At 51.3% G+C, this 23897-nt stretch carries 23 protein-coding genes; 15 read left to right on the top strand and 8 right to left on the bottom strand.

Translation table 11 applies throughout. The features are described 5' to 3' along the window. The 12 genes from Q0Y65_RS14565 to Q0Y65_RS14620 form a co-directional block, all read left to right on the top strand. The coding region (locus Q0Y65_RS14565; protein ID WP_297961448.1) for an NPXTG-anchored protein at window positions 1-595 on the top strand (595 nt) is incomplete at its 5' end. A 167-nt stretch (window positions 596-762) separates the two neighbouring features. Beyond that, window positions 763-1317 carry an RNA polymerase sigma factor gene (locus tag Q0Y65_RS14570; protein WP_297961451.1) on the top strand — a complete coding sequence of 185 codons (555 nt, stop codon included), beginning with the start codon at window positions 763-765 and terminating at the stop codon, window positions 1315-1317. Then, entirely contained in the window at window positions 1310-2227 is a 918-nt protein-coding gene (locus Q0Y65_RS14575; RefSeq protein WP_297961454.1) for a hypothetical protein, read from the top strand. The genes Q0Y65_RS14570 and Q0Y65_RS14575 overlap by 8 nt, the downstream gene beginning before the upstream one ends. 360 nt (window positions 2228-2587) lie before the next feature. Then, on the top strand, window positions 2588-3514 hold the full coding sequence (locus Q0Y65_RS14580; RefSeq protein WP_297961530.1) for a magnesium transporter CorA family protein: 927 nt from the start codon (window positions 2588-2590) through the stop codon (window positions 3512-3514). Window positions 3515-3535: 21 nt separating this feature from the next. Further along, window positions 3536-4597, top strand: a complete 1062-nt coding sequence (locus Q0Y65_RS14585) for a hypothetical protein (protein ID WP_297961456.1) — start codon at window positions 3536-3538, stop codon at window positions 4595-4597. Window positions 4598-4753: 156 nt separating this feature from the next. Continuing rightward, entirely contained in the window at window positions 4754-6211 is a 1458-nt protein-coding gene (locus Q0Y65_RS14590; protein ID WP_297961459.1) for an L-aspartate oxidase, read from the top strand. Between the two features lie 142 nt (window positions 6212-6353). Further along, on the top strand, window positions 6354-7694 hold the full coding sequence (locus tag Q0Y65_RS14595; RefSeq protein WP_297961462.1) for a D-alanyl-D-alanine carboxypeptidase family protein: 1341 nt from the start codon (window positions 6354-6356) through the stop codon (window positions 7692-7694). Window positions 7695-7933: 239 nt separating this feature from the next. After that, window positions 7934-8773 (top strand): carboxylating nicotinate-nucleotide diphosphorylase, encoded by an 840-nt coding sequence (gene nadC / locus Q0Y65_RS14600; RefSeq protein ID WP_297961465.1) that lies wholly within the window; start codon window positions 7934-7936, stop codon window positions 8771-8773. A 57-nt stretch (window positions 8774-8830) separates the two neighbouring features. Beyond that, entirely contained in the window at window positions 8831-9235 is a 405-nt protein-coding gene (locus tag Q0Y65_RS14605; RefSeq protein WP_297961468.1) for an HIT family protein, read from the top strand. A gap of 36 nt (window positions 9236-9271) precedes the next feature. Beyond that, window positions 9272-10033 (top strand): HAD family hydrolase, encoded by a 762-nt coding sequence (locus Q0Y65_RS14610; protein WP_297961471.1) that lies wholly within the window; start codon window positions 9272-9274, stop codon window positions 10031-10033. 160 nt (window positions 10034-10193) lie between these two features. Beyond that, window positions 10194-11636: a spore germination protein gene (locus Q0Y65_RS14615; RefSeq protein ID WP_297961474.1), complete on the top strand. Its 1443-nt coding sequence runs from the start codon at window positions 10194-10196 to the stop codon at window positions 11634-11636. Beyond that, window positions 11629-12591, top strand: a complete 963-nt coding sequence (locus Q0Y65_RS14620; RefSeq protein WP_297961477.1) for a hypothetical protein — start codon at window positions 11629-11631, stop codon at window positions 12589-12591. The genes Q0Y65_RS14615 and Q0Y65_RS14620 overlap by 8 nt, the downstream gene beginning before the upstream one ends. 2 nt (window positions 12592-12593) lie before the next feature. Here the strand turns inward: Q0Y65_RS14620 and Q0Y65_RS14625 are convergent, their stop codons facing one another. Together Q0Y65_RS14625 and Q0Y65_RS14630 are read right to left on the bottom strand one after the other, a co-directional pair. Beyond that, entirely contained in the window at window positions 12594-13061 is a 468-nt protein-coding gene (locus tag Q0Y65_RS14625; RefSeq protein ID WP_297961480.1) for a nucleoside deaminase, read from the bottom strand. Between the two features lie 8 nt (window positions 13062-13069). Then, window positions 13070-14233: a CPBP family intramembrane glutamic endopeptidase gene (locus Q0Y65_RS14630; RefSeq protein WP_297961484.1), complete on the bottom strand. Its 1164-nt coding sequence runs from the start codon at window positions 14231-14233 to the stop codon at window positions 13070-13072. A gap of 121 nt (window positions 14234-14354) precedes the next feature. Between Q0Y65_RS14630 and Q0Y65_RS14635 the strand changes: the two genes are divergently transcribed. Continuing rightward, on the top strand, window positions 14355-14888 hold the full coding sequence (locus tag Q0Y65_RS14635; RefSeq protein ID WP_297961487.1) for a hypothetical protein: 534 nt from the start codon (window positions 14355-14357) through the stop codon (window positions 14886-14888). Here Q0Y65_RS14635 and Q0Y65_RS14640 read toward each other — a convergent pair. From Q0Y65_RS14640 to polA, 4 genes are all read right to left on the bottom strand, one after another. After that, on the bottom strand, window positions 14885-15073 hold the full coding sequence (locus Q0Y65_RS14640) for a DUF6472 family protein (protein WP_297961490.1): 189 nt from the start codon (window positions 15071-15073) through the stop codon (window positions 14885-14887). The two genes, Q0Y65_RS14635 and Q0Y65_RS14640, sit on opposite strands and share 4 nt — an antisense overlap. 240 nt (window positions 15074-15313) lie before the next feature. Next, on the bottom strand, window positions 15314-16330 hold the full coding sequence (gene tsaD, locus Q0Y65_RS14645; RefSeq protein ID WP_297961493.1) for a tRNA (adenosine(37)-N6)-threonylcarbamoyltransferase complex transferase subunit TsaD: 1017 nt from the start codon (window positions 16328-16330) through the stop codon (window positions 15314-15316). Between the two features lie 2 nt (window positions 16331-16332). After that, window positions 16333-16800, bottom strand: coding sequence for a ribosomal protein S18-alanine N-acetyltransferase (gene rimI, locus Q0Y65_RS14650; RefSeq protein ID WP_297961496.1), 468 nt, complete (start codon window positions 16798-16800; stop codon window positions 16333-16335). A gap of 144 nt (window positions 16801-16944) precedes the next feature. Next, window positions 16945-19482 carry a DNA polymerase I gene (polA, locus tag Q0Y65_RS14655; protein ID WP_297961499.1) on the bottom strand — a complete coding sequence of 846 codons (2538 nt, stop codon included), beginning with the start codon at window positions 19480-19482 and terminating at the stop codon, window positions 16945-16947. 507 nt (window positions 19483-19989) lie between these two features. Here polA and Q0Y65_RS14660 point away from each other — a divergent pair. Beyond that, a complete protein-coding gene (locus tag Q0Y65_RS14660; RefSeq protein WP_297961502.1) occupies window positions 19990-21807 on the top strand; it encodes a phosphoenolpyruvate carboxykinase (GTP) in 1818 nt (605 codons plus the stop codon). Between the two features lie 106 nt (window positions 21808-21913). On the opposite strand, the gene Q0Y65_RS14665 is transcribed toward Q0Y65_RS14660, so the two are convergent. Next, window positions 21914-22381, bottom strand: coding sequence for an NINE protein (locus Q0Y65_RS14665; RefSeq protein WP_297961505.1), 468 nt, complete (start codon window positions 22379-22381; stop codon window positions 21914-21916). 148 nt (window positions 22382-22529) lie between these two features. Between Q0Y65_RS14665 and Q0Y65_RS14670 the strand changes: the two genes are divergently transcribed. Then, complete coding sequence (locus Q0Y65_RS14670) at window positions 22530-22712, top strand: hypothetical protein (RefSeq protein WP_297961508.1); 183 nt, start codon at window positions 22530-22532, stop codon at window positions 22710-22712. Between the two features lie 33 nt (window positions 22713-22745). Here Q0Y65_RS14670 and Q0Y65_RS14675 read toward each other — a convergent pair whose 3' ends face one another. Continuing rightward, window positions 22746-23447 (bottom strand): DUF4230 domain-containing protein, encoded by a 702-nt coding sequence (locus Q0Y65_RS14675; RefSeq protein WP_297961510.1) that lies wholly within the window; start codon window positions 23445-23447, stop codon window positions 22746-22748. Window positions 23448-23897 lie beyond the last annotated feature (450 nt).

Consider the following 23897-nt stretch of genomic DNA (forward strand, 5'->3'; position numbering starts at 1 on the left):
TACCACAACAACTTCAACTACAACGTCGACAACAACATCGTCAACGACAACAACAACGTCCACGACGACAACTACATCGACAACAACTACAACCACAACCACTACAACAACTACCACAACTACAACAACCACAACAACAACCACCACAAGCACAACAACTACAACAACCGAGACCACCACAAGCACAGATCAGATGGGTGAAGAGGTAACTACCACTTCAACAACTATCATCGGCGGCGGTGATGACGTTGAAAAGACAACAACCACAACAACTACTACAACAACCACCACTACAACAACTACCACAACCACTACAAGCACAACTACAACTACTACGACCACAACAACCACTACAACAACAGACACAACTACAACTACAACAACCACCACAACTACAACCACAACTACAGGAGAGGGAACAACTACAACAACTGCTTCCTCTACTTCAAAGCCTAAGACCTCTACAACAACCAAGAAGATCACAAGCGATTCTCCCAAGACGGGCGTTAAGGGCATAAGCGCAGCATTTGCGGTATTCGCACTTGCAGCAGCTGCTGCTTTCACAGCACGTTCAAGAAAGCGCGACGATCAGTAAGGGTCACCGAAAGAGGTAATTTAAGCTGAATCACTTCGAGCTGCCGGACTGAAAGGTCCGGCAGTTCTTTTTTTTCAGGAAAAATATCTGCGGAGGTGAAATATCACTCTCCGCAATTCAAATATATAAGTAAGAGGACCTCTTACCTCTGGAAAGGAGGCTCAGCCATGGATGACGCTTCGATAACAGAGCTGTTCCGCAGGAGAGATGAAAGGGCAATAGCGGAGCTGAAAAAGAAATACGATAAGCTATGCTTTTATATTGCGGGGAATATCCTTCCCAGCCGCCAGGACGCGGAGGAATGTGTGAATTCCGCATATTATGAGCTGTGGAACAAGATACCGCCCGATGAACCGCGGGATCTGAAGACCTATCTATGCCATACGGTAAAGAACAAGGCTCTTGACAGATACAAATACAATTCCGCAGAGAAGCGCAGCAGCAGCTTTACGGTGTCGCTGGACGAGCTTGCAGAGTGCATACCCGATTTCAGGGAGGACAGCGGCGAGGAGAAAGCTCTTGCAGAGGCTGTGAGCCGCTTTCTGAGGACTCAGGATCAGCTTCACAGGAAGGTGTTCGTAAGGCGTTACTGGTACGGCGACAGCCTTGCCCGTATAGCGGAATACTACGGAATGAACGAGAAAACTGTTGCGACCTATCTGTTCAGGACGCGGAAGAAGCTGAAGGAATACCTGAAAAAGGAGGGTTATGATAATGGATAAGCTGAAATACTTCAGGGTCATGGACCTTATAGACGAGGATATCATAGAGGAAGCGGAGATAAAGACCGCTGCCCCGACGGAGACCGTCAGCGAAAAAGAGATCACCGTTTCGGGAACTGAAAAATACAGAAGTATATCATGGCACAGGCTTGCAGCTGCGGCCTCTGCGGTGCTGCTCATTGCGGGCGTCGGTGCAGGGGGAGCTCTTATGCTGAGGAACCGTCCCCCTGTCCTTGTGGAGTCCGTTGACACTACGGCGGAGGACACCACTGAAAACATGGAGATAAAAGCAGGGGGCAGCAGGGAGAACAGCAGCTCCGAGGGGACAACGGACAAGGCAACCACGGCAGCAGTAAAGACCTCCGAGCCGAAGCAGAAGGAAACAAAGGAAAGCAACGATATATCTTCGCCCACTGAGGCGGAAAACGACGGTAATGATACGGAGGAGAATACAGAAAATCCCCGTGAGGAGAATAACGAGCCCGAGGAAAGGGAGAATGCTACCACAGCGGCAAAGACCACACAGCTCCCCGTACTCAGGACTACCGTTACAAAGGCGCAGACTCCCACAAATCCCCCAAAAGTAACTACCGCAACAAAGGTATTGCCGCCTCCCGAGTACTTTACCACGGAGCCTGTAACAGAACGTCCGACTCCCGAACACGATCCCGGGTATATACCCTATCTTACATGGTATCCCGAGGACGGTGCATGGCTCATGAATACCCTGAGCGGTCTTGCATATTCGCCGTGGAGCTATGATGTCACAGTCGGCGGACGTCCGCCCGAGGGCTATATCAGAAGCGGCGGAAACGAATATGCACTTTGCTTCTCGGAAAGATGGGTGCGCAGGAACGGGTGCGAGCAGGCATATATGCCTGATGAGATATACAATTACTTCAAAGGCTGAGCAGATATATACGAAAACAATAAGCCCTCTGTCCTTCGGGACGGAGGGCTTTTTTCATTGATACAGGTCGTAAACAGTCGGCTGCTGCGTTGTTTTTTTCAGAAAATACTTGTAATTGCCGACGGAATTTGATATAATAAGAATACATTGTTAATCAGGAGGTGCATTATGAGTTCTGACCCTTATGGGAATTTGAGTAATATTCCACACTTCGGCAGGCGGCTTTGATGTGGCGATCAGATCCTGAATACCCGCGTTTTCAAGACTTGATCGGCGCATCAACAGAGCTTCTCCTATGTCGGAGTGAATTTCGACGAAAGGAGAGGCCGTCCCGTTCCTTCGGCGACGGCTGTGAACACAATGATCAGCTTTTACAATTATGTGAGCGGCTCACTGACCCAGTGCGAGGCTCCCACAGCAGGCTGCTGGATCTCCGTAGTTGATCCCACTCCTCAGGAGGTAAGGGAGCTCATAGAGGACTACGGCCTGGACAGCGGCTTCGTAAAGTCCGCCCTCGATGAGGAGGAGTCCTCCCGTATCGAGCGCGAGGACGACCAGACCCTCGTCATCATAGATACACCTGTATCGGCAGTGGACGACGACAAGACCAAGACCTTCTATACCCTGCCTATGGGTATAATAGTGACGGACGAGTATGTATTCACCATATCCATACGCGAGACACAGATAATCAACGAGGCCACAAGAGGCGGCATACGCAACCTGCGCCCCGATTTCAAGACCAGATTCGTGCTTCAGCTCCTGCTGAGGATAGCGGCTCTGTTCCTTACCTATCTGAAACAGATAGACAAGATATCATCGGCAGCAGAGCAGGAGCTCCACGACGCCATGAAGAACGAGCTCCTCATGCAGCTCCTTGCCCTGGAGAAGTCACTGGTATACTTCTCTACCTCGCTGAAGGCCAACGAGGCCACTATCGAGAAGATATTCCGCGGCAGAGTAATAAAGCTCTACGACGAGGATCAGGACCTTCTGGAGGACGTGCTCATTGAGATGAAGCAGGCCATCGAGATGTCCAGTATCTATTCGGGAATACTTTCCAGTATGATGGACGGCTTCTCGTCCATAATCTCCAACAACCTTAACCTTGTCATGTGGAGACTTACCATAGTCACCATAGTGCTGGAGATACCCAACATCATGTTTGCATTCTACGGTATCAATACCAATGATATACCCTTCAACCATACCTGGGTGGCACTTAGCCTGACGGCGCTGCTGACCAGTCTGACGGCCTTTGTGCTGCTGAAATGGAAGAAGAAATAATAACAATAAACGGAGCAGTATATGGGAAAGATAAGCCACAGCCTGACCGTCAGCTTCAGGACTGACGGCGATGAGGAGTTATACAGAGGAACATCATTTGCCAGAAAGGGCATTGAGGATCAGGTTGTAATAAAGGAGAGCAGCATAACCATAAGCTTTGAGAGAGCAAAGCAGAAGCTCCCCGAGGAGGTGCTGGATTCCTCCATGAGCTATATAAGGACCCATCTTGAACGCGCCCTGATGTATTATCTTGCTGTGAAGGGAAATATCCCCGAGTGCGACGGCGTTACCTATAGATACGGCTTCGGAAAAACCGAAAGTATGAAGGGTACGGCCGAGATAATAAGACAGTGGAAGGACTTTAAGGTGAACTATACCCTTAGCCCCGAGGCCTGCGGAAGGTTATTCCGCGGAAGTGACGGCGAGCTGCTGTCCCTTGTGAATCCGATATCCTTCTTTTTGTGGTCTCAGCTGTCTGACAGCCCTCATGAAGCCTTCCGTGCTGCATGGAGCAGCCTCAATGCACTGTATACCAATATCGCTGCCAAAGATACCCAGGAGGAAAAGAAGCTCAGAAAGCTCTCCGAGTTTATAAAAGGTCATGATATGGAAAGAGCCTGCGGGTTCGTAATGGATATAGATAACGACAGATTCTGGAAGGATCTTCGCTGGTACGGCTTTATGGAGAAAAACGCTTCAAACTGGCGCTTTAAAACTTTCTTTCAGGAGCAGTTTGCTGATAAAGCAAAGAGGGACGCTCTGCTGGGGGATATACTGTACAGCAGACTGTTTGATAAGATAGAGGCCTGTCAGGAGCTTAAAGACGAAATTCGGGATAGAGCAGATTTCTTTGCAGGCAAGAAGGACTCCGACAAGTACTGCGTACCTGTTAACAGAGTGGAATTCCTTGTGTGCTTTTACTGCTATTACAAGAGAAACAAGAGCGTACACGCAGGAGACGCATATCCGCTGTTCATTATTTCCGAAAGATCGGAGAACTATGCCGAGCCTGTGCTTACGGAGCTGCTCTGGAACGTCATATCAGATATAATCGAGGAAAAATACGGTGCCTGCGAGAGCTGAAATGCGCCATAATATCACTTATGGAGCCCTGCCTGGAGCAGGGCTTTTTGTTATGCCTGCCAAAACGGTAAATTTTTTTGCGTTTTTAGTGACATTTTCCTATTATTATGCTATAATATATAGTGAAAGATCTTTTTGTAAAGGACGGTACGGATCATGTCTAAAAATTATGATGTTATTATAGCAGGCTGCGGAGCCGCAGGTCTCTACGCAGCTATCAATCTTCCCAAGGAACTCAATATCCTTATCATCTGCAAGAGGGACCTCCCTCTCTGCAACTCCTCTCTGGCGCAGGGCGGTATTGCGGGAGTTTATGATTCTCCCACGGATAATATCCAGTACCACCAGAACGATACCCTTATCGCAGGAAGCTTCAAGAACAACGTCGAGGCTGTCCACACTCTCGTAAGCGAGGCTGCTCAGGACATCGAGCATATCATAAAGCTGGGAGTGGAATTCGACAAGAACCCCGACGGCACCTACCACCGCACCCTTGAGGGCGGCCACAGTCACCACCGTATCTTCCACCACGCTGACGCCACAGGCAAGGAGATAACTTCCACACTGCTTGAGAACGTCAAGACCCTCAGCAACGTCACTATCATGGAGAACACCATGATGTGCAGCGTCAAGCAGACAAAGACAGGCTATTCCGCTCTGCTGAAGCTTGCGGATGACTCCTACGAGACCTGCAACTGCCACTTCATGATAATGGCCACAGGCGGCATCGGCAGAGTATACCAGTTCACTACCAATTCCGCCATAGCTACAGGCGACGGAATAACCTTCGCCTATGAGATGGGCGCCAAGATCAAGAACCTCAGCTATGTGCAGTTCCACCCCACAGCCTTCAACAACCGCGCAACACGCGAGTGCTTCCTTATTTCCGAGGCCGTAAGAGGCGAGGGCGCTTACCTCCTCAACTGCAAGAAGGAGCGCTTCATGCACAACTACGACGAGCGTCTTGAGCTTGCTCCCAGAGACGTCGTTTCACACGCTATAATACTTGAATCGCGCAAGCAGAACTCCACGGATTTCTACCTTGACATAAGCTACAAGGACAGCGATTTCCTGAAGAAGCGCTTCCCCATGATATACCAGAACCTGCTGGAGCAGGGCTACGACCTGACAAAGGAGCCCGTGCCCATATTCCCGTGCCAGCACTACCTCATGGGCGGTATCGACGTTGACAACAACTCCGAGACAAGCCTTCCCAATCTCTATGCCTGCGGCGAGTGCTCACATACGGGAGTACACGGCAGCAACAGACTGGCAAGCAATTCTCTCCTTGAAGCTCTGGTGTTCTCACGCCACGCGGCAAACAGCATAGCTTCAAGAATGGCAGACGCACCGAAGGACTTCGAGGAGGCTGAATTCGATCCCCATATCGGAGCTCCCCGCATACCCAAGGGCGTGCGTACCGAGACAAGAAAGATACTCCAGAACTGCTACTTCGTAATCCCCGACAAGAAGGCAGGAGCGGCGGGCTTCAAGCGCGTAAAGGAGATACGCGACGATCTTCTGAACGGAGGCTATTTCGTTGACGCAGACTTCGTTCTGGCAAAATCCATAGTCACAGTGGCATATATAATCCTCGGCGAGGTAATGCAGTAAGAACTGCATACAGAAAGATAAAAAGGACAGCAAAACGGATAAAATGAAAAGAAATAATAAGAAAGACAAGAAAAACGGACTCCGGCGGAATGATACGGGGGTAACATCCGTCGGCACATACATATGCAAAGGGGGGATATGTATGAAAAAGGCGAAAAGAACCATTGCTGCTTTTATTGCAGCAGTCTCCGCGGCAGGCACTCTGCACATAGCAGGCGTCTCAGCCGCACCCCTGCTCATCAAGGGCGACATCAACAGGGACAGCATAGTAAACGTCAGCGACATGGTGATAATGAAGAATTACCTTCTGGGCAAGTACGGTCTGAACGAGAATCAGTCCATAGCCGCCGATATCAACGACGACGGGGAGCTGGATTCCCTTGACCTCTCCGCACTTCAGGAGATCATCATCGGCAGCATGAACAGGCTGCCATCAGGAACCTGGATAGGGGACTGCAACGGCGCAAAGAGATATTTCAGCTTCGGTGACGGAGCAGGTACTCTCATAGATCCCTCATCGGGAAGCGTTCAGGACTTCACCATAGATTCCGACGAGGATATGGCCGTGTTCACTATGAAGAAAACGGGATCCGCTCTGTCTGCCTTCATCACATGGACCGACGACGAGTCCTTTGTGCTGAAATGGGACAGCGGCGATACCGAGACCTTCAGACATTTCTGCGATAACAGCATAAAGTCATCGGAGCTGCTGAAGGGACACTGGGTGACCTCTCTGGGACGCACCTTCGATATCGACGGCCTCAGCGGAAAGCTCACCGACAAGAGCGGCAATATCAGCCGCTTCGAGTATGCTCCCAACGGCGGGGACGTCATGTTCCACTTCGGCAGCACGGAAAACAACACTCCGGGAAAGATAGTACATACCGATTCCATGCACTTTGTGATAACCTGGGACGGCGGTACTAAGGAGACCTTTACCCTTCAGAAGATAGAGGTGCGCAGCGGCATAACCTACGTCAACGGCATACTTATCGCCAATAAGACATATCCGCTCCCCTCGGACTACAATCCCGGGAAGATACTTCCCGAGGCGCAGAGCGCTTTCAATGCCATGCAGGCCGACGCCAAGAAAGCAGGCTATAATCTTAGTATAGTATCGGGCTTCCGCTCCTATTCCTACCAGAGCCAGCTGTACAACAACTACGTTGCCCGTGACGGAAAGGCTGCGGCGGACACATACTCCGCAAGACCGGGTCACTCGGAGCACCAGACGGGACTGGGCATGGATATAAACAATGCAAGCAGCTCATTCAATAATACTGCCGAGGCAAAGTGGATAGCGGCGAACTGCTATAAGTACGGCTTTATTATCCGTTACCCCCAGGGCAAGCAGAATATCACAGGCTATATGTACGAGTCATGGCACGTCCGTTATCTGGGCAAACAGCTTGCCAAGGAGGTATACGATTCGGGGCTCACTCTTGAGGAGTTCCTGTGTATAGACTCTAAATACAAATCATAAACTGTAGAGTACGGTGTCCTTGATGTCCATTTAGGGAACGCCCTCACTTGCAGGGCGTTCCCTCTTGAAAAACAGTCCACCGGACTGTTTTTCAATTCACCCTTTGCGGAGCGCTTTGTAACTGTGGGGCTTTGCCCCACACCTCACCAGAGGCGCTGCCTCTGGACTCCGCCAAAGGAACACAGTCCCTTTGGAATCCCGTTCGTGGGTTCAGCAAGAAATATGAAAGGAAGACCATTATGAAGCTTTTACAATGCTATGTTGACAATATCATAACCACCGCCCTCATGGAGGACATAAACTATATCGATGCGGCTGCGGACAACCTTATCCCTGCCGACCACAGGAGCTCCGCCTACTACGTTGCCAAGGACACGGGAGTTGTCTGCGGTATCGAGGTGGCCAAGCGGGTTTTCGACCTTGCAGGCGGCGACGTTGACTTCAGGATACTCATTCAGGACGGAACAAAGGTACAGAAGGGCGACATCATCGCAGAGCTGGAGGGAAGCACTCTTACTCTCCTGAAAGGTGAGAGGACTGCCCTTAACCTCTTGCAGCATATGTCGGGCATTGCTACCGCCACAAACAAGTGCGTGGAGCTTGTCAAGGGTACAAAGGCTGCCGTTACCGACACAAGAAAGACTCTCCCGGGACTCCGCGCTCTGCAAAAGTACGCTGTTACCGTGGGCGGCGGCAAGAACCACCGCTTCAATCTCTCGGACGCGGCTATGCTCAAGGATAACCACATCGACGCTTACGGCGGCATAACTGCGGCTGTGAATGCACTCCGCGAGAAGATAGGCCATACCGTCAAGATAGAGGTGGAGGTACGCACACTGGAGGAGCTCCGCGAGGCTCTTGCTACAGGCGTTGAGATAATCATGCTGGACAACATGAGCTGCGACGAGATGAAGGAGGCAGTTGCCATTGCCGACGGCAAGGCTCTGCTGGAGGCTTCGGGCAATGTAACCGCCGAGAATATCCGCTCCGTAGCCGAAACAGGCGTGGATATAATCTCTCTGGGAGCGCTTACTCATTCAGTAAAGTGCTTCGATATCTCCATGAAGATAAAGAAATAATTATAGCGGACGCCGTTATCGGCGTCCTGTTTATTAATAGAGGTCAGGAGCGATATTATGAAAGACTGTATTTTCTGCAAGCTTATAAGCGGCGAATTTACGCCTATGAAGGTCTATGAGGACGAGCACACCTTAGTTTTCATGGACAATGCCGGCGACGTTGACGGGCATATTCTTGCAGTCCCGAAGAAGCACTGCAAGAACATTCTGGACTGCGATGAGGAAACACTGGCAAGTCTTATGCAGACTGTTAAAAAGGTGTCGGAGCACCTTGTTAAGAACTGCGGTTATGAGGGCGTGAACCTTCTTAATGCAAGCGGTGAGAGTGCAGGCCAGTCCGTGCCTCATTTCCATATACACATTATTCCGCGGAAAAGCGGCGATAATATAGACGCATGGCCGCATTTTGACGGTGCAAAAGAGAAAACAGAGGACGTTTTCGGGCGTATCACTATGCTCTGAGCTGACGGCTGCCAATGTCTGCAAAAGGAGGAATATATGAAAAAGCTCATACTTACCGATCTTGACCACACTCTGCTGAGAACGGACGGCACCGTTTCCGAGAGGACTCTCGATGTTCTGAGAAAATGCAGGGAAAAGGGAGTGCTGTTTGCCATAGCCACGGCGCGGTACTGGATAGGCGCAGAGCGCTATATAGAGCTTCTTGCCCCCGACTATGAAATAACCACCGACGGCACTCTCATACACTCGGCAGAGGAGTGCATCTACAGCTGCGAAATGTCCGAAGCTGCTGCAAACGGCATAGTTGCGGAGCTTCTGAAAGCTGTTCCCGCAGCGGAGATAACCGTAGCAAAGGGGAAGACGGTCTACTGGAACAGCAGGCATATCGCGGAGTCGGAAAAGCTTCACAAGGCGGTGTACTTCGGGTACGACCGCCCTCTCGGATGCGGAGCAAACAAGATAGTCGCGGAGCTTCCACATGAGAATATCGCGCGGAGTATCGCAGACAAATTCGACTGTAGGCTCCAGTGCTACCGCGGCGAGAACTGGTACGGTTTTCTGCCCCGGGGGGCAGGCAAGACAGCCGCTATCGAAGCGCTTGCCGGGAGGTGCGGCATTACCCTCGGGGATATCGTTTCATTCGGCGACGACAGGAACGACATGGATATGCTGAAAATGTGCGGCACGGGAGTTGCGGTGGCCAACGCGGTCCGGGAAGTCCTCGATATCGCCGATGAGGTAACGGCTTCAAATGATGAGGACGGAGTGGCGCTCTGGCTGGAAAGGAACGTGCTGTAAGCAAGCCGGCTGGAATTCATACGAAAACATAAGAACAGCCGTCTGTATCTGTGAGATATTACAGTGCAGGCGGCTGTTTATTTATATGCAGGTACGTCCGTTGGGCGTCCACAGGTATAATCACGCAGATACGGCACATAATACCGCCGAGGTGAGATGTATGGAAAAAGGCGGATTGCTGTCCTCGCTGGACGGCAGCATCGAAAGGATACACAGCATTTCGGGGGACTCCTCGGACGTGCTCATAAACCGCTTCGTTACGGGCGGTATACACTGCGCTCTGCTGTGCTGCGACGGTATGGTGTCCACATCTGTGATAACCGAGCTCATATTCGAGCCCATAACCGATATCCCTGAGCAGAAAAGCCCGCAGCAGCTCTTTCACTATATCAGCGAGGAGCTCCTGTTGTCCACTGACCGCCCGCAGGTGACGGACTATGACGAGCTGTTCAGGCTGATGAACTCGGGCTTTGCCGTGCTCCTTGCGGAGGGCATGGACTGCGGTCTTGCCTTCGGGGTGCAGGGCTACAATACAAGGGGAGTCCAGGAGCCCTCGGGCGAGGGCAATATCATGGGTGCCCATGAGGGCTTCACCGAGGCACTGCGCACCAATATGTCGCAGATACGCAGGCGGCTGAAGTCGCCTGAGCTGGTCATGGAGATATTTGCAAAAGGAGAAAAGAGCAGCACCGATATCTGTCTCTGCTACATGAAGGACAGGGTGCCGAAGGAACTCATGGACAAGATAAGGCGCTCCCTTGAGGGAATGGAGCTTGAGGCTGTGCTGACAACGGGCTATATCCGCCCGTTTCTGGAAAACGGCAGCTTTGAGCTGTTCGACTCCACGGGAACTACGGAGCGGCCAGATGTTCTCTGCTCCAAGCTCATAGAGGGCAGGGCGGCGCTCCTTGCGGACGGCATACCCTATGCAATAGTAGTGCCGAGGCTGTTCTGCGAGACCTTCCAGACCCTTGATGATTACGCCTTCAAGCCGTACTATGCCACCTTCATACGCTGGCTGAAGTATGCGGCCTTTCTTGCGGCGGTGCTGCTGCCCTCGTTCTATGTGGCCATAGTCATGTATCACCCTGAGCTCCTTAACAGCACTCTGTTCATGCTCCTTGCGGAGGCGGAGAAGAAGGCGCCCCTTTCCATACTTGCAGAGTCGCTTTTCGCCCTGCTGATGTATGAGATGATAAGGGAGGCGGGAGTTCGTCTGCCCAAGCCCGTAGGCGGCGCTGTCAGCATAATCAGCGGACTGATAATCGGCGACGCGGCGGTGAACTCGGGACTGGTGAGCACTCCGCTGCTGACCATAACCGCTCTTTCCGTACTGGGAGGTCTGGTGGTGCCCGAGCTGAACCCTCAGATAACGGTTCTCAGGCTGGCCTTCCTGATTGCAGGGGGCTCTCTGGGACTTTTCGGCATAAGCCTTCTTGCCTGCGCCGTGCTGGTGAATATCTGCGCCACGGAGGACTACGGCTTCCCCTACACGGCGCCTGTATCGCCCTTCAGAATGTCAGGCATGGGAGATACTGCGGTCAGAAGCGGCATAAAGCGGTTACAGAGCCGCGGCTTTACGGTGGAGGAGTATCATGAATAGTATCAGCGGAGCGCAGCTGTCGGCGGCTCTCCTTATTACGGATATGTTCTGGCTGTGCTGCATGAGGGGCAGCATATCCGCAGCGGCCATAGCAGGCGTGCTGGCGGCCTCGGCACTGCAGTTCCTCATGGTACTGGTATACGCAGTACGGGGACGGGAGCTCTCACGGGTAGGAGCCGTGTTCTTCCTTGTGTATTCCCTGTTCTGGGGCGGAATGATCTTTTCGGAGCTTCGTGACACAAGCGACATTATCGGTATACCTGTGGGTAGCTTTATGGCCGCAGGTCTTGCTGCTCTGGTATGCCTCTATATATCGTCAACGGGCATGAAGGCTCTGGGACGGGCAGCTGTCATAGCGGCGGCAGTGGGCATAGCGCTGATAGCTACTGACCTTCTGAGCGCAGTATTCCATGCGGACTGGGGCGATCTTTCCGCTCCACGGAGCAGGGGAGCATGGGGTGAGCTGGTCAGGGGCTTTTCGGTAAGCGGCAGCCTCGGAAGTCTTGCGGTGTTCCTCTGCGATGTGAAAGGGGACAGGTTAAAGACGGCGGCAGGGTATTTTGCGGCAAGAGCCGTTATATCGGCGGCAGTGCTGCTGACCGCTCTTGCGGTGACAGGCGGCATAATGGAGCTGACGGAATTCCCCGTCATGACAGCCGCACAGCTGTCGCAGCCCTTTGAGGCGCAGAGGATAGACTCGCTGTTCCTGGTGGTGTTTTCGGTGTTTGCGGTATTTGCGGCGGCTTTGCAGATAATGACGGGAGCGCGGCTCCTGCAGCAGATATTCCCGCGGTTCGGGCGGTGGAAGAGTACTGCGGTAACGGCCTTTGTTCTGGCTTCCGCTTTTATCATATGCGGAAGGGAGCTGCTGCTCATACGCGCCTGCGCAGCGGCAGCGGCTCTTATGGCGGGAGCGGCAGGACGAAAAAAAGCCGCTGCACGAAGCAGCGGCTGAGCTTACAGCTTTTCTGTATTCTTTTTTATGCGCAGCTGTCGGAAGAACTCCGATAATATCCCTGCGCACTCCTCCTCCATGACGCCTCCCGTTACCTCGGGACGGTAGTTGTAGGGGAGGGAGAACATTTTCTGTACCGATACGGCAGAGCCGCTTTTCGGGTCGTAGGCGCCGAATATGACATCGTCGATGCGGGAGTTGATTATAGCTCCGCAGCACATGGGACAGGGCTCCAGAGTAACGTATATAGCGCACTGAGGAAGTCTCCAGCCGCCGAGAGTACGGCAGGCCTGATCTATTGCCATCAGCTCTGCGTGTGCAAGGGCGTTTTTTGCACCCTCACGCATATTCCTGCCCTCGCCGACGATCTCGCCCGTTGTTTTTTTCACCACAACGGCTCCCACGGGGACCTCGCCCTCGTCGAATGCCATACGGGCAAGCTCCAGCGCCCTCTGCATATATTTTTCCATTATATCACCTAAAGAATGAACTTGATGAATGCTGCCATAAGGCATAAGCAGGCGGCAGCGGGAACAGGGAAGCTCTTTACGGCCACCAGCAGTCTCTGTCTGAGGGTTATCTCGGAGCTGTATGAAGCTATGCGGTGCAGGTTTTTCTTCTTGCTGAATATATACAGCAGTATGACACCGACTACGCCTATTACGAAGAAGGCAAGTATGAACCAGTTGCGCATCATGAATATGTTGTCGGGAGAGTCTGCTTCAAGGAGCACCAGCGCCAGCCTGTACATCTTGTATATCATCTGTACGAATATGGCTGTGAGCACCGATCCGGTCCTGAGCATACCCACTGCGGCAACAGCCGATATCATCAGCGCGGCGGGAAGCTCGCGGAAGTCCTGAACCAGCAGCGCCGAGGCGCATGAGGTTATGATTATGGCGAATATATCGCCGAACTGCCTGAGTGCGGAGAATATGGCGCCGCGGAAAAGCAGCTCTGACATTATGGAGATAATGACGATATCGAATATGGCATATACCACGAACTGCTCCTGATCCCATACCGAGGTATCGGCGTTTACGGAGCGGAAATAATCGAACACCTGACGGGTCCTGTTGGTGTAGATATTGGGCAGGCTCGATACTGCGCTGACCGCCATTGCCATGCAGATAGAACCGAAGAGATCGGCGGCATGGTTCATGGACGACATGAACTCCACGCGCCGCGGCATTTTCAGTTTGCTGTGGATATATATGGCGGGTATGAGTATCTTTGTGATATCTATGACGATAAGGGCAGTTACGATCTCTGATTTTCCGCCGTAGGGAGCGGTGCTGAAGAAAGACGTATGTATATCAAAGCCCAGCATACTGAAAAGTGCGACCAACAGCTTGCTGATGATATGGTCTGTTACCACCCAGATAAGCATGGAGAAACCGAGTATATTCATTATCCTGCCGACTATCTTTTCCTCTGTGGCAGAAGCGGATCTGGTCTCAAAGCCCTTTCCCTCAATGAATACGCTTTCCTTTCGGTTCAGCTTGAAGTTGAAGGCGAACGGGTTCTCTTTGTTCCTGCGCCATGATATGAATTTTTCGTTGTAGCTTTCGTTCTGGGTAGAATAGTCGAACTGATCGACGACGTTTATTATAGTATCAACTGAGGTGTCAGTGAGATCCATGGGCTCACCTCCTACAATTTCTCAATATAATCTTATCATATTTCAGGGGAAATAATGTTGATATTTTAGTGCGATTATGTGAACAAATTGTTAATTGAACAAAAATGATAAGGAGCAACAAATGAACACAAGGCTATTTCTTGCGGCGGCTGTTTCGTCAGCCGTCATTCTGACGGGCTGCACGTCGGGAAAAATACACGAAAAAAGCTGCCTCTTGGCGGCAGCTGTTGCCGAAAAAGACGAAACCATGGTCACAATGTGCCTGTTTTCCGAGGACTCCGCAGTTACCGTCTCGGGGACGGATTTAGATGAGGCCGTCCGCAGGGCGGAGCTGAAAAACGGCAAGCCTGTTTTCACAGGCTATACCGAGCTCATTGTAGTTGACGGAAAGGACAGTCTGGATCTGCTGGATCATATGCTCAACAGCTGGAAGGTGTCGCCGTCATGTATGGTGGTAAAGTGCAGCGACGGGCGCACTCTCCTCGAGGAGAACGATCCGCGGCAGCTCATAGGCAGAGCGGAGCAGGCCGTCAGACAAGGAAAGGTCCCTCAGTGCGACATAGTGACCGTGCTGGGGGAGCTTTGCGGGAACAGCGCCGCGGAAGCAGCGGAGCTCCGCACCGACGGCAGCGTCGGGCGCTGTGTCATATATTAGTTCTGGTGGCGTACAACGCCGTATTCGTCGTCCAGACGGTAGTATGGACAGGCGTAGTTTGTGCCCTGCAAAAAGCGGTACATTTCGTCCTCGTCCAGATTGACCATGCAGACGTAGCAGTCATAGTCCTCGTCGTAGACGTAGTTGGTGCAGGTCTCGCAGTTGGTTGCGTTTTTCTTTTCCATTGTTCCTCCATTTTGAAACGTTTGTATGGGGCAATGTCCCATTAGGGGACGCCTTCACTTACAAGGCGTCCCCTCTCAAAAAACAGTCCACCGGACTGTTTTTTGATTCACCCCTTGCGAAGCGCCTTATGTATTTGTGGGGCTTTGCCCCACGCCCCACAAGGGCTGTCAGCCCTTGACCTGACCAAAGGGTTGTGAACCCTTTGGAATCCCTTTCGTGGGCTCATTATACAATAACGGTCAGCGGCTCAATTCATCCATTGAAAGTGTGGCTACAGCGTTGAGGCTTTCGTCGGCGGTTATGCCTGCAAGCAGGTTGTAGCTTCCCTGACAGGCTATCATGGCGCCGTTGTCGCCGCAGAGCTTCTTCTCCGGCATATAGAACTCAAAGCCCCTTTTTGCACAGGCCTCCGACATGGCGGCGCGTACTCCCGTATTGGCGGAAACTCCGCCTGCAAGGGCAACCTTCTTATAGCCCAGCGCCTCGGCGGCAAGCATGGTCTTGTCCGTGAGAATATCCGCGATAGTTCCCTGAAGGCTGGCCGCAAGATCGTTCCTGTTTATCTCCGTACCCTTCTGCTGTGCGTTGTGGAGCAGATTTATCACGTTGGTCTTCAGTCCCGAGAAGCTGAAATCGTACTCGTTCCCCGCAACTGTGGGGTGGGGCAGCTTGAACGCGCTCCTGTTGCCCTCCTTTGCGGCGTTGTCGATATGTACTCCACCGGGGTAGGGGAAGCCCATAGCTCTTGCGCACTTGTCGAAGCATTCGCCTGCGGCGTCATCGTGAGTTCTGCCCACCACGCGGAACTGCGTATAGCTCAGCACCTCGATGATGTGGCTGTGTCCGCCGCTTGCCACAAGGCAGAGATAAGGGGGCTCCAGCCCGGGGAAGGTCAGGTAATTTGTGGCGATGTGGCCTGCGATGTGGTGTACGGGTATGAGGGGCTTGCCGCAGGACATAGCCAGAGCCTTTGCAAAGCTGACTCCCACAAGGAGAGCGCCTATAAGTCCGGGGGCATAGGTCACGGCAATGCCGTCAAGGTCGGAGAGTCCCACCTGAGCCTCGTCGAGTGCCTGACGGACAACTCCCAGTATATTCTCGCAGTGGCGTCTTGAAGCTATCTCGGGCACTACTCCGCCGTATTTCTTATGCTCCTCTATCTGAGTGGATACCACCGACGAGAGTATGGTTCGGCAGTCCTTTACAACGCTTGCTGCGGTCTCGTCGCAGGAGCTTTCTATTCCTAATATAAGCATACTTATCTTCCTTCTTTATTTCCGGTCAGATCACGGACCATTATATATGCGTCCTCAACGGGATCGCGGTAAAACCTTTTCCTTATGCCTGCCTGTGCGAAGCCGAAGCTTCTGTACAGCTCTATGGCGGCAGTGTTGGACTGCCTTACCTCAAGGGCGATGTTCTCCACCTCGTGAGGCAGGGCTGCGAAAAAGGCTTTCATCAGCATTCCTGCCACGCCTTTTCTGCGGTATTCGGGAGCAGTACAAACAGTCAGTATCTCTCCCGTATCGGCGGCAGTGAAGCCTGCTATCATGCCTGCGAGGGTGTCCCCGTCGTAGGCGGCAAGGATAATGCTCTCGGGGCGCTGCGCCTCCTGGCGGAAGGACTCCGCAGACCAGCCGTCGGCGCCGACGCAGAGCTTATCCAGAGCAGACAGCTCCTCATAGTTTAATTGAGAACTGAGAATCGAGAATTGAGAATTATTCATTATTTTTCCTTTGAAATGCGTGATTTGCGGACGGCCTGCGGCCGTCCCTGCAAATATACCGTAAGCGATGTACAAGTAACGGTTTTTATAACAGTGAGCGCGTGAAACAAGCGACAACGTGGCAAGGGTGCAGCGTCACGCTGCTCAGCCTTTCGCGTCGTACCATGAGTGTCCCGTGTGGACTTCCACCGCAAGGGGGACCCGCATATCGTACACGCCCTGCATCTCCTCTTTCAGGAGCTCCGCGCACTTATCCGCGCAGGAGATATCCGATTCGATGATGAGCTCGTCGTGTACCTGCAATATGAGCTTCGCGTCAAGCTTCTCGGCTTTCAGGCGATCGTATACGTTTATCATGGCTATCTTGATAAGGTCGGCAGCCGTTCCCTGCACGGGGGTATTCATAGCTATGCGCTTTCCTGCCGCCTGCAACATCTTGTTTGACGATGAAAGCTCGGGTATACGGCGCTTTCTGCCGAACATGGTGGTGACATAGCCGTCCCTGAAGGCGTTGTTCACGGTGGTCTCCATGAACTCATTTACCTTGGGATACTTGGCAAGGTAGTCCGCGATGTATTTTTTTGCCTTTGCAACGGAAGTACCGATGTCCTTTGCAAGGGAGAAGGCTCCGATACCGTAGATGATACCGAAGTTTACCGCCTTGGCGGCGCTTCTCATCTCGGGAGTCACCATGAACAGCGGCATATCGAAGACCTGAGCCGCAGTGGAGGTATGGATATCCTCCCCAGATGTGAAGGCCTCGGTCATATTTTCGTCACCGCAGAGATGAGCCATGACTCTCAGCTCGATCTGGCTGTAGTCGGCGTCGATAAGAGTTTTACCCTCGGCGGCGGTGAAGAACTTCCTCATCTGTGCGCCCAGCTCGGTGCGGACGGGGATATTCTGCATATTTGGCTCTGTTGAGCTGATACGTCCCGTTCTGGTCTCGGTCTGGCGGAACCATGTGTGTATACGGCCGTCGGGAGCTATCTTGTCCAGCAGGCCTGCCACATATGTGGAGTTCAGCTTTGTATACTGGCGGTATTTCAGTACGTTGTCAACTATGGGAGCATGATTGCGGAGCTCCTCAAGCACCTCCGCATTGGTGGAATAGCCGCTCTTGGTCTTTTTCTTTGCAGGCAGGCCCATTTCCTCGAACAGGACGGTGCCCAGCTGCTTGGGGGAGGAGATATTGAACTCATGACCTGCCTCGTCGTAGATCATCTGCTGAGTTTCCTCTATCATCTCCGAGAGATACACGCCGAAGTCCTCCACGCCCTTGCGGTCTATGAGGACTCCCGTATCCTCCATGGAGGCAAGTACCTCAGTAAGTGGCAGCTCCACCTTTTCCAGAAGCTCTGTCATGCCCTCGGACTCTATCTCGGCGCGGAGCTTTTTCATAAGCCCGCGGAGGGAAAGGAGCTCCGCAAGGTCGAAGTTCTCGCTGTAATAGTGGACGCCGTACTCTGCGCAGAGCTTGTCCACGGCGTAGTCTGAGGCGGAGGTATTGAGCAGATAGCCGCATATGGCAGCGTCGCCGCGGATATTTTTCAGCTGTCCGCCGCGGGCCATTGCCCAGCGGTAGTGAGCCTTTGCGTCATCGGTGGATTTGTTGCAGTCCGAGGCGAAGAATGAGAGTATGAGCTGCTCGTCCTCGGTGGTGTATACCTTATCGCCGTTGCGGACAGACAGGCTTCCGTCGCGGAAAAGGTACTCGCAGTCCGTAAGTCCGCATATAATATCAGCGGTGAGGTCACATAGCTCCGCATTGATAACGGGAGCCTCCTCTTCCCTGGCTTCGGGGACTGAATTGGTACCTTCGGTAGCGCTTATGCCCAGCTTGTCAAGGAGCTTGAACATTTCCAGCTCGCTTAGCATGAGGCTGACCGCAGCCGTATCGGCAGTACCGATATTGTAGGAGCTCAGGTCGGTATCTATGGGAGCGTCGCGGACTATGGTGGCCAGCCACTTGCTCTCCTTTGCGGAGTCCGCGCCTGCTGCAAGCTTGGCCTTTACGCCCTTGGTAAGTCCCGACTCCTCGTACTTCTCATAGAGAGTCTCTATGCAGCCGTATTCCTTTATGAGTGCGGAGGCGGTCTTTTCGCCTATGCCTGCAACGCCGGGGATATTGTCGGAGCTGTCGCCCATGAGAGCCTTCAGGTCGATGAGCTTTATGGGCTCGAAGCCGTAGTCCTCCATGAAGCGGGCGGGAGTGTAGTATATGTTTTCCTTGTTGGTGGCAAGGACTACCGTTACCTTGTCATCAATGAGCTGAAGGCTGTCGCGGTCGCCTGTCAGCACATAGCATTCATTGCCGCTGTCGGAGCAGAGCTTTGAAAGAGTGCCGAGGACGTCGTCGGCCTCATAGCCCTCACATTCCACTACCTTTACGCCCATGAGGCCGAGAAGCTTTTTCACTCTGGGCAGCTGCTCTGCCAGCTCGGGAGGCATACCCTTGCGGTTGGCCTTGTAATAGGACGCGGCCTTGTGGCGGAAGGTGGGAGTGCGCAGGTCGAAGGCCACGGCAACTGCGTCGGGGCGTATGTCGCCTACGTTGCGGAGATATATGTTCATGAAGCCGAATATGGCGTTGGTGAATTCACCCTTTTTGTTGGTCAGCAGCTTTATACCGTAGAATGCACGGTTGAGTATGCTGTTGCCGTCGATAGCAAGTAGTTTCATAGCAGGCTCCTTTTCTTGGCTTTTGAGCTTCGGCCTCAGCCTCATGGCATGAACAGGGACCGAAGGCAATACATATTTATTATAACATATCATAGTGTATAATGCAACAGCCGCGGCGTTATCTTCATGTTTTGCAGTTGCGGACGCGAAAAGAGGAGCGGCGGTGAGCTGTTTATATGACATTTCCGGCAAAACAGCAAACCGGTGAATGAAAATATACGGGCAGACATTGACAAAAGAATAACAGAGTGCGTTTTTTTATATAACACGGCAACGGTGTGCCGCGCTTTTTCGCGTGAAAGAACGGCTTTACCGCAAGAAATGCATTGCTTTTCGGGTATATTGCTATTCCGAAAAAATACCGTCAAAATATGACCTGTGTCTATTGACTTATTGACAAAAAACAGATATAATAGTATCAGAGGAACGTTTGGCTTTTGCCTGACATTCCGTTTTGCGGTGTGCTTTCCGCATATTTCATGATAAATTTTTAGGAGGTATTATACAATGTCTTTGACAAAGAACCCTAACGTATTAAAGTGGGTAGACGAGATGGTAGCTCTCTGTCAGCCTGATAAGGTAGTGTGGATCGACGGCTCCAAGGAGCAGATCGACGCTCTTATCGAGGAGGTTACTTCACTTCCCGATGACAGCTGGGACAAAATGTACAAGCTCAATCCCGAGAAGTACCCCAACTGCCTCTATCACAGAACACGCGCTAACGACGTTGCCCGTGTTGAGGACAGAACATTCATCTGCTCCAAGGAAAAGAAGGGTGCAGGTCCTACAAACAACTGGATGGCTCCCGATGAGATGAAGGCTCTCCTCACTCCTATGTACAACGGCGTTATGAAGGGCAGAACAATGTACGTTATCCCTTACTCAATGGGACCCATCGGTTCTCCTCTCGCTAAGGTAGGCGTTGAGGTAACAGACTCGATCTACGTTGTTCTCAATATGAATATAATGACAAGAATGGGCAAGCAGGCTTTCGAGAATCTCGGCGATACTTCCGACGATTTCGTAAGAGGTCTCCACTCCAAGGCTGACGTTGATCCCGAGAAGAGATACATCGTTCAGTTCCCCGAGGAGAACACTATCTGGTCCATCAACTCTGCTTACGGCGGAAACGTTCTCCTCGGCAAGAAGTGCTTCGCTCTGCGTATCGCTTCCTTCCAGGGCAAGAACGAGGCATGGATGGCTGAGCATATGCTCATCCTCGGCGTTAAGAAGCCCGACGGCGATGTAAAGTACATCACTGCTGCATTCCCCTCTGCCTGCGGAAAGACCAACCTGGCTATGCTCATTCCTCCCGAGGGATACAAGAAGGACGGCTATGAGGTATTCACAGTAGGTGACGATATCGCTTGGATGAAGCCCGGCAAGGACGGCAGACTCTACGCTATCAACCCCGAGAACGGCTTCTTCGGCGTTGCTCCCGGAACTAACGCTAAGTCCAACTACAACGCTCTTGCTTGTACAAAGAACGGCGCTATCTTCACAAACGTTGCTCTTGACAACAGCGATAACACTGTATGGTGGGAGAAGCTCAACGAGAATCCTCCCAAGGACGCTACAGAGTGGACAGGTATCAAGTGCGACGGTGAGGCTTGGGTAGCCGAGGGCAAGAAGCTTGCTCACCCCAACTCAAGATTCACAGCTCCCGCTCAGAACTGCCCCTGCATCTCACCCGAGTTCAACAATCCCGAGGGCGTTCCGATCTCCGCTATCATCTTCGGCGGCAGACGTGCAACAACTGCTCCTCTGGTATATCAGTCATTCGACTGGACACACGGTACATACCTCGGATCTGCCGTATCTTCTGAGACAACTGCTGCTGCAACAGGCGCAGTAGGCGTTCTCCGTCACGATCCTATGGCTATGAAGCCCTTCATCGGCTACAACGTAGGCGACTACTGGGCACACTGGCTCGAAATGGGCGCAAGACTCGGCAGCAAGGCTCCTAAGATCTTCAACGTTAACTGGTTCAGAACTGACGACGAGGGCAACTTCCTCTGGCCCGGTTTCGGCGACAACATGAGAGTTCTCGACTGGATCATCAAGAGAGTTGAGGGCGAAGTTGACGCTGTTGAGACTCCTATCGGATTCCTTCCCAAGGCTGAGGATATCAACCTCAAGGGCATCGAGGACGAGGTTCCCGCATCTGCACTCCAGAAGCTCCTCACTGTAGACAAGGAAGAGTGGAAGAAGGAGATCGCTGAGATGAGAAGATACTATGACGAGGACATCAAGGCTAAGGGCGGCAATATCCCCCAGGCACTCTACGATGAGCTCGACATGATCGAAGCAAATCTCAACAAGTAATATCAAAAGGCGTGACTTGTGTCACGCCTTTTTTATCAGCAGGGGACGCCGCTCCCGGCGTCCCGCAATATTTTAAAGCTCCCCGAGGGGAGCTTTGTGTTAGCTGTTAAACGAGAATATTGCCATTTGCATCAGCGGTGTCGCAAAGTGCTATGATAAATTCAATAAGTGCAATTAACGAAGGGATCAATGTCCAACAAAACAATAAATAGAGAATACCTATACCGATTTTTCCGGCATAAAATTTATGAATGCCTATTCCGCCGAGGAAAATACATAGCAAACAGTATGCAGTCTTGTTTACAGGCTTTTGAGAGTTTGCATATCTTTGAGGTGGCGGTGACATATTTTGTGAATTATAGGGGGTTATATTTATAATGCTGGAAGGTGCTGAACGTTGGAGAGGCGGAGTTTCGGCTTTTGTGACAATGATCTTTTCTTCTGTTTCGTAAATCTCAACTTGGTCGCCGACTCTCGGATAATAGTTTACATCAGAAAGCTTGACTTCTTTCAAACCTCCGTTGTCTGTTCCAATTATAATTGAGGTATCGGTTATATTTAAGATTTTAGCCATGTATTCCACCCTTTCAAAGCTTTACTTTATAGTCATTATAACATAATTATATGATTAATGCAATAATAATACAATATAAAATTATTGCAAAATCATTGTATAAAATCACAATAAAATATTAGATAATGATTATAAGGAGCGTGAGAGTATGTTTAAACTGCAAAAAGGCTATGAGGAATACGTTACCAAAACATTCAGACTTCCGAAGGAGTTTGTTGACGAGCTCGAAAAGCTTGCGTTTGAAAATAATCTTTCGCTCAATCAGCTTGTTATACAATGTCTGAAATATTCTATCGACAACCTTGATACATCTTCCGAAGAAAAGAAATGAACAAGAAAAGCTCCCCCAGGGGAGCTTTGTGTTTTACTTGTAGATTATCTCATAGCTGCTGGTGGCGTCGGCTATCTTGAACAGGTCGTTGAGCACGTTCTTGGCGTTCTCTGTTACCGAGGGAAGGAACTCGCCGTCATTGCGGAGCTGATCCTCCTTCTCCTTCTTCAGCTTTGCCATGAGACTTGAATAGTCCTCCAGCTTGGTCTCGGTGAATATGGAGTTCTTGGCGTCATAGAACTTGAAGCTGTTCTCGTCCATTTCGTGGGACATGAATTTCGGCTCCGGAAGTGTTACCGTAATGGTCTTTGCGTCGTTGTCTATATCGTACTTTATCTGCGAAAGGTCGATACCTGCGCTGATTATGCCGCTGTAGGTGAATATCACCTTGTCCGTGGTCAGGGGCACCTTCTTGCCGAAGAGCTTCTTGCTGTTCTCGTAGACATCTGCGTCGGTGTATGTATACTTGGTGGAAACAAGGTCGCTTGCGGGAGTTATTATCTCCTCCAGAGTAACGGAGTCCACCGTTGCTTCTTCCTCTATGGGAGCGAAGGAGTGGTCGGGCTTGTAGAACTGTCTTGCGGCGATAAAGCCGATGACAAGTGCGATGACTATGAAGCACAGCACCAGCATGGGATTGCCGCTGATGAGCTTCTTTGGATCAATGTTTATCTCTACGGTATTACTGCTGCTGCCGGTTTTCTTTTTTCTCGGTTTTTTTGCTGATGTACTCATCTGAATACCTCCGTCCGTGCTTATATATTCTAATTATACCATAAAGCGACAGAGCTTTTCAATGATAATACAGTATAATATTATCACGGGTGCATTGTACAAAATCACAAATAAAAAACTCCCCTTTCGGGGAGCTTTTAATATTCCGACAGGCGTTAGCCGTGGAATGAAAACAGAGCGTATTCATTAACTGTATAAAACAATCAATCTATAATTATTATAGCACAACGCTCTGTTATTTACAATACGGCATTGCTACAAAAAATGCCTCAGAATTATGTGTAATTTTAACAAAATAAATTACAAGAAGTATACTCGAAACGAGCGGCAGCTCCCTTGAAATCGGGCAGTAACCGCTGTTGAAAATTTTTTGTTCCAAAACCTGTTATGTTTTTTGCTGAGACGTCGATAGTATATAGCGGAGGTGTTTTGCCATATGGCAGAAAAAAA

This window comes from uncultured Ruminococcus sp., from assembly GCF_947301925.1.
Taxonomy (GTDB): domain Bacteria; phylum Bacillota; class Clostridia; order Oscillospirales; family Ruminococcaceae; genus Ruminococcus.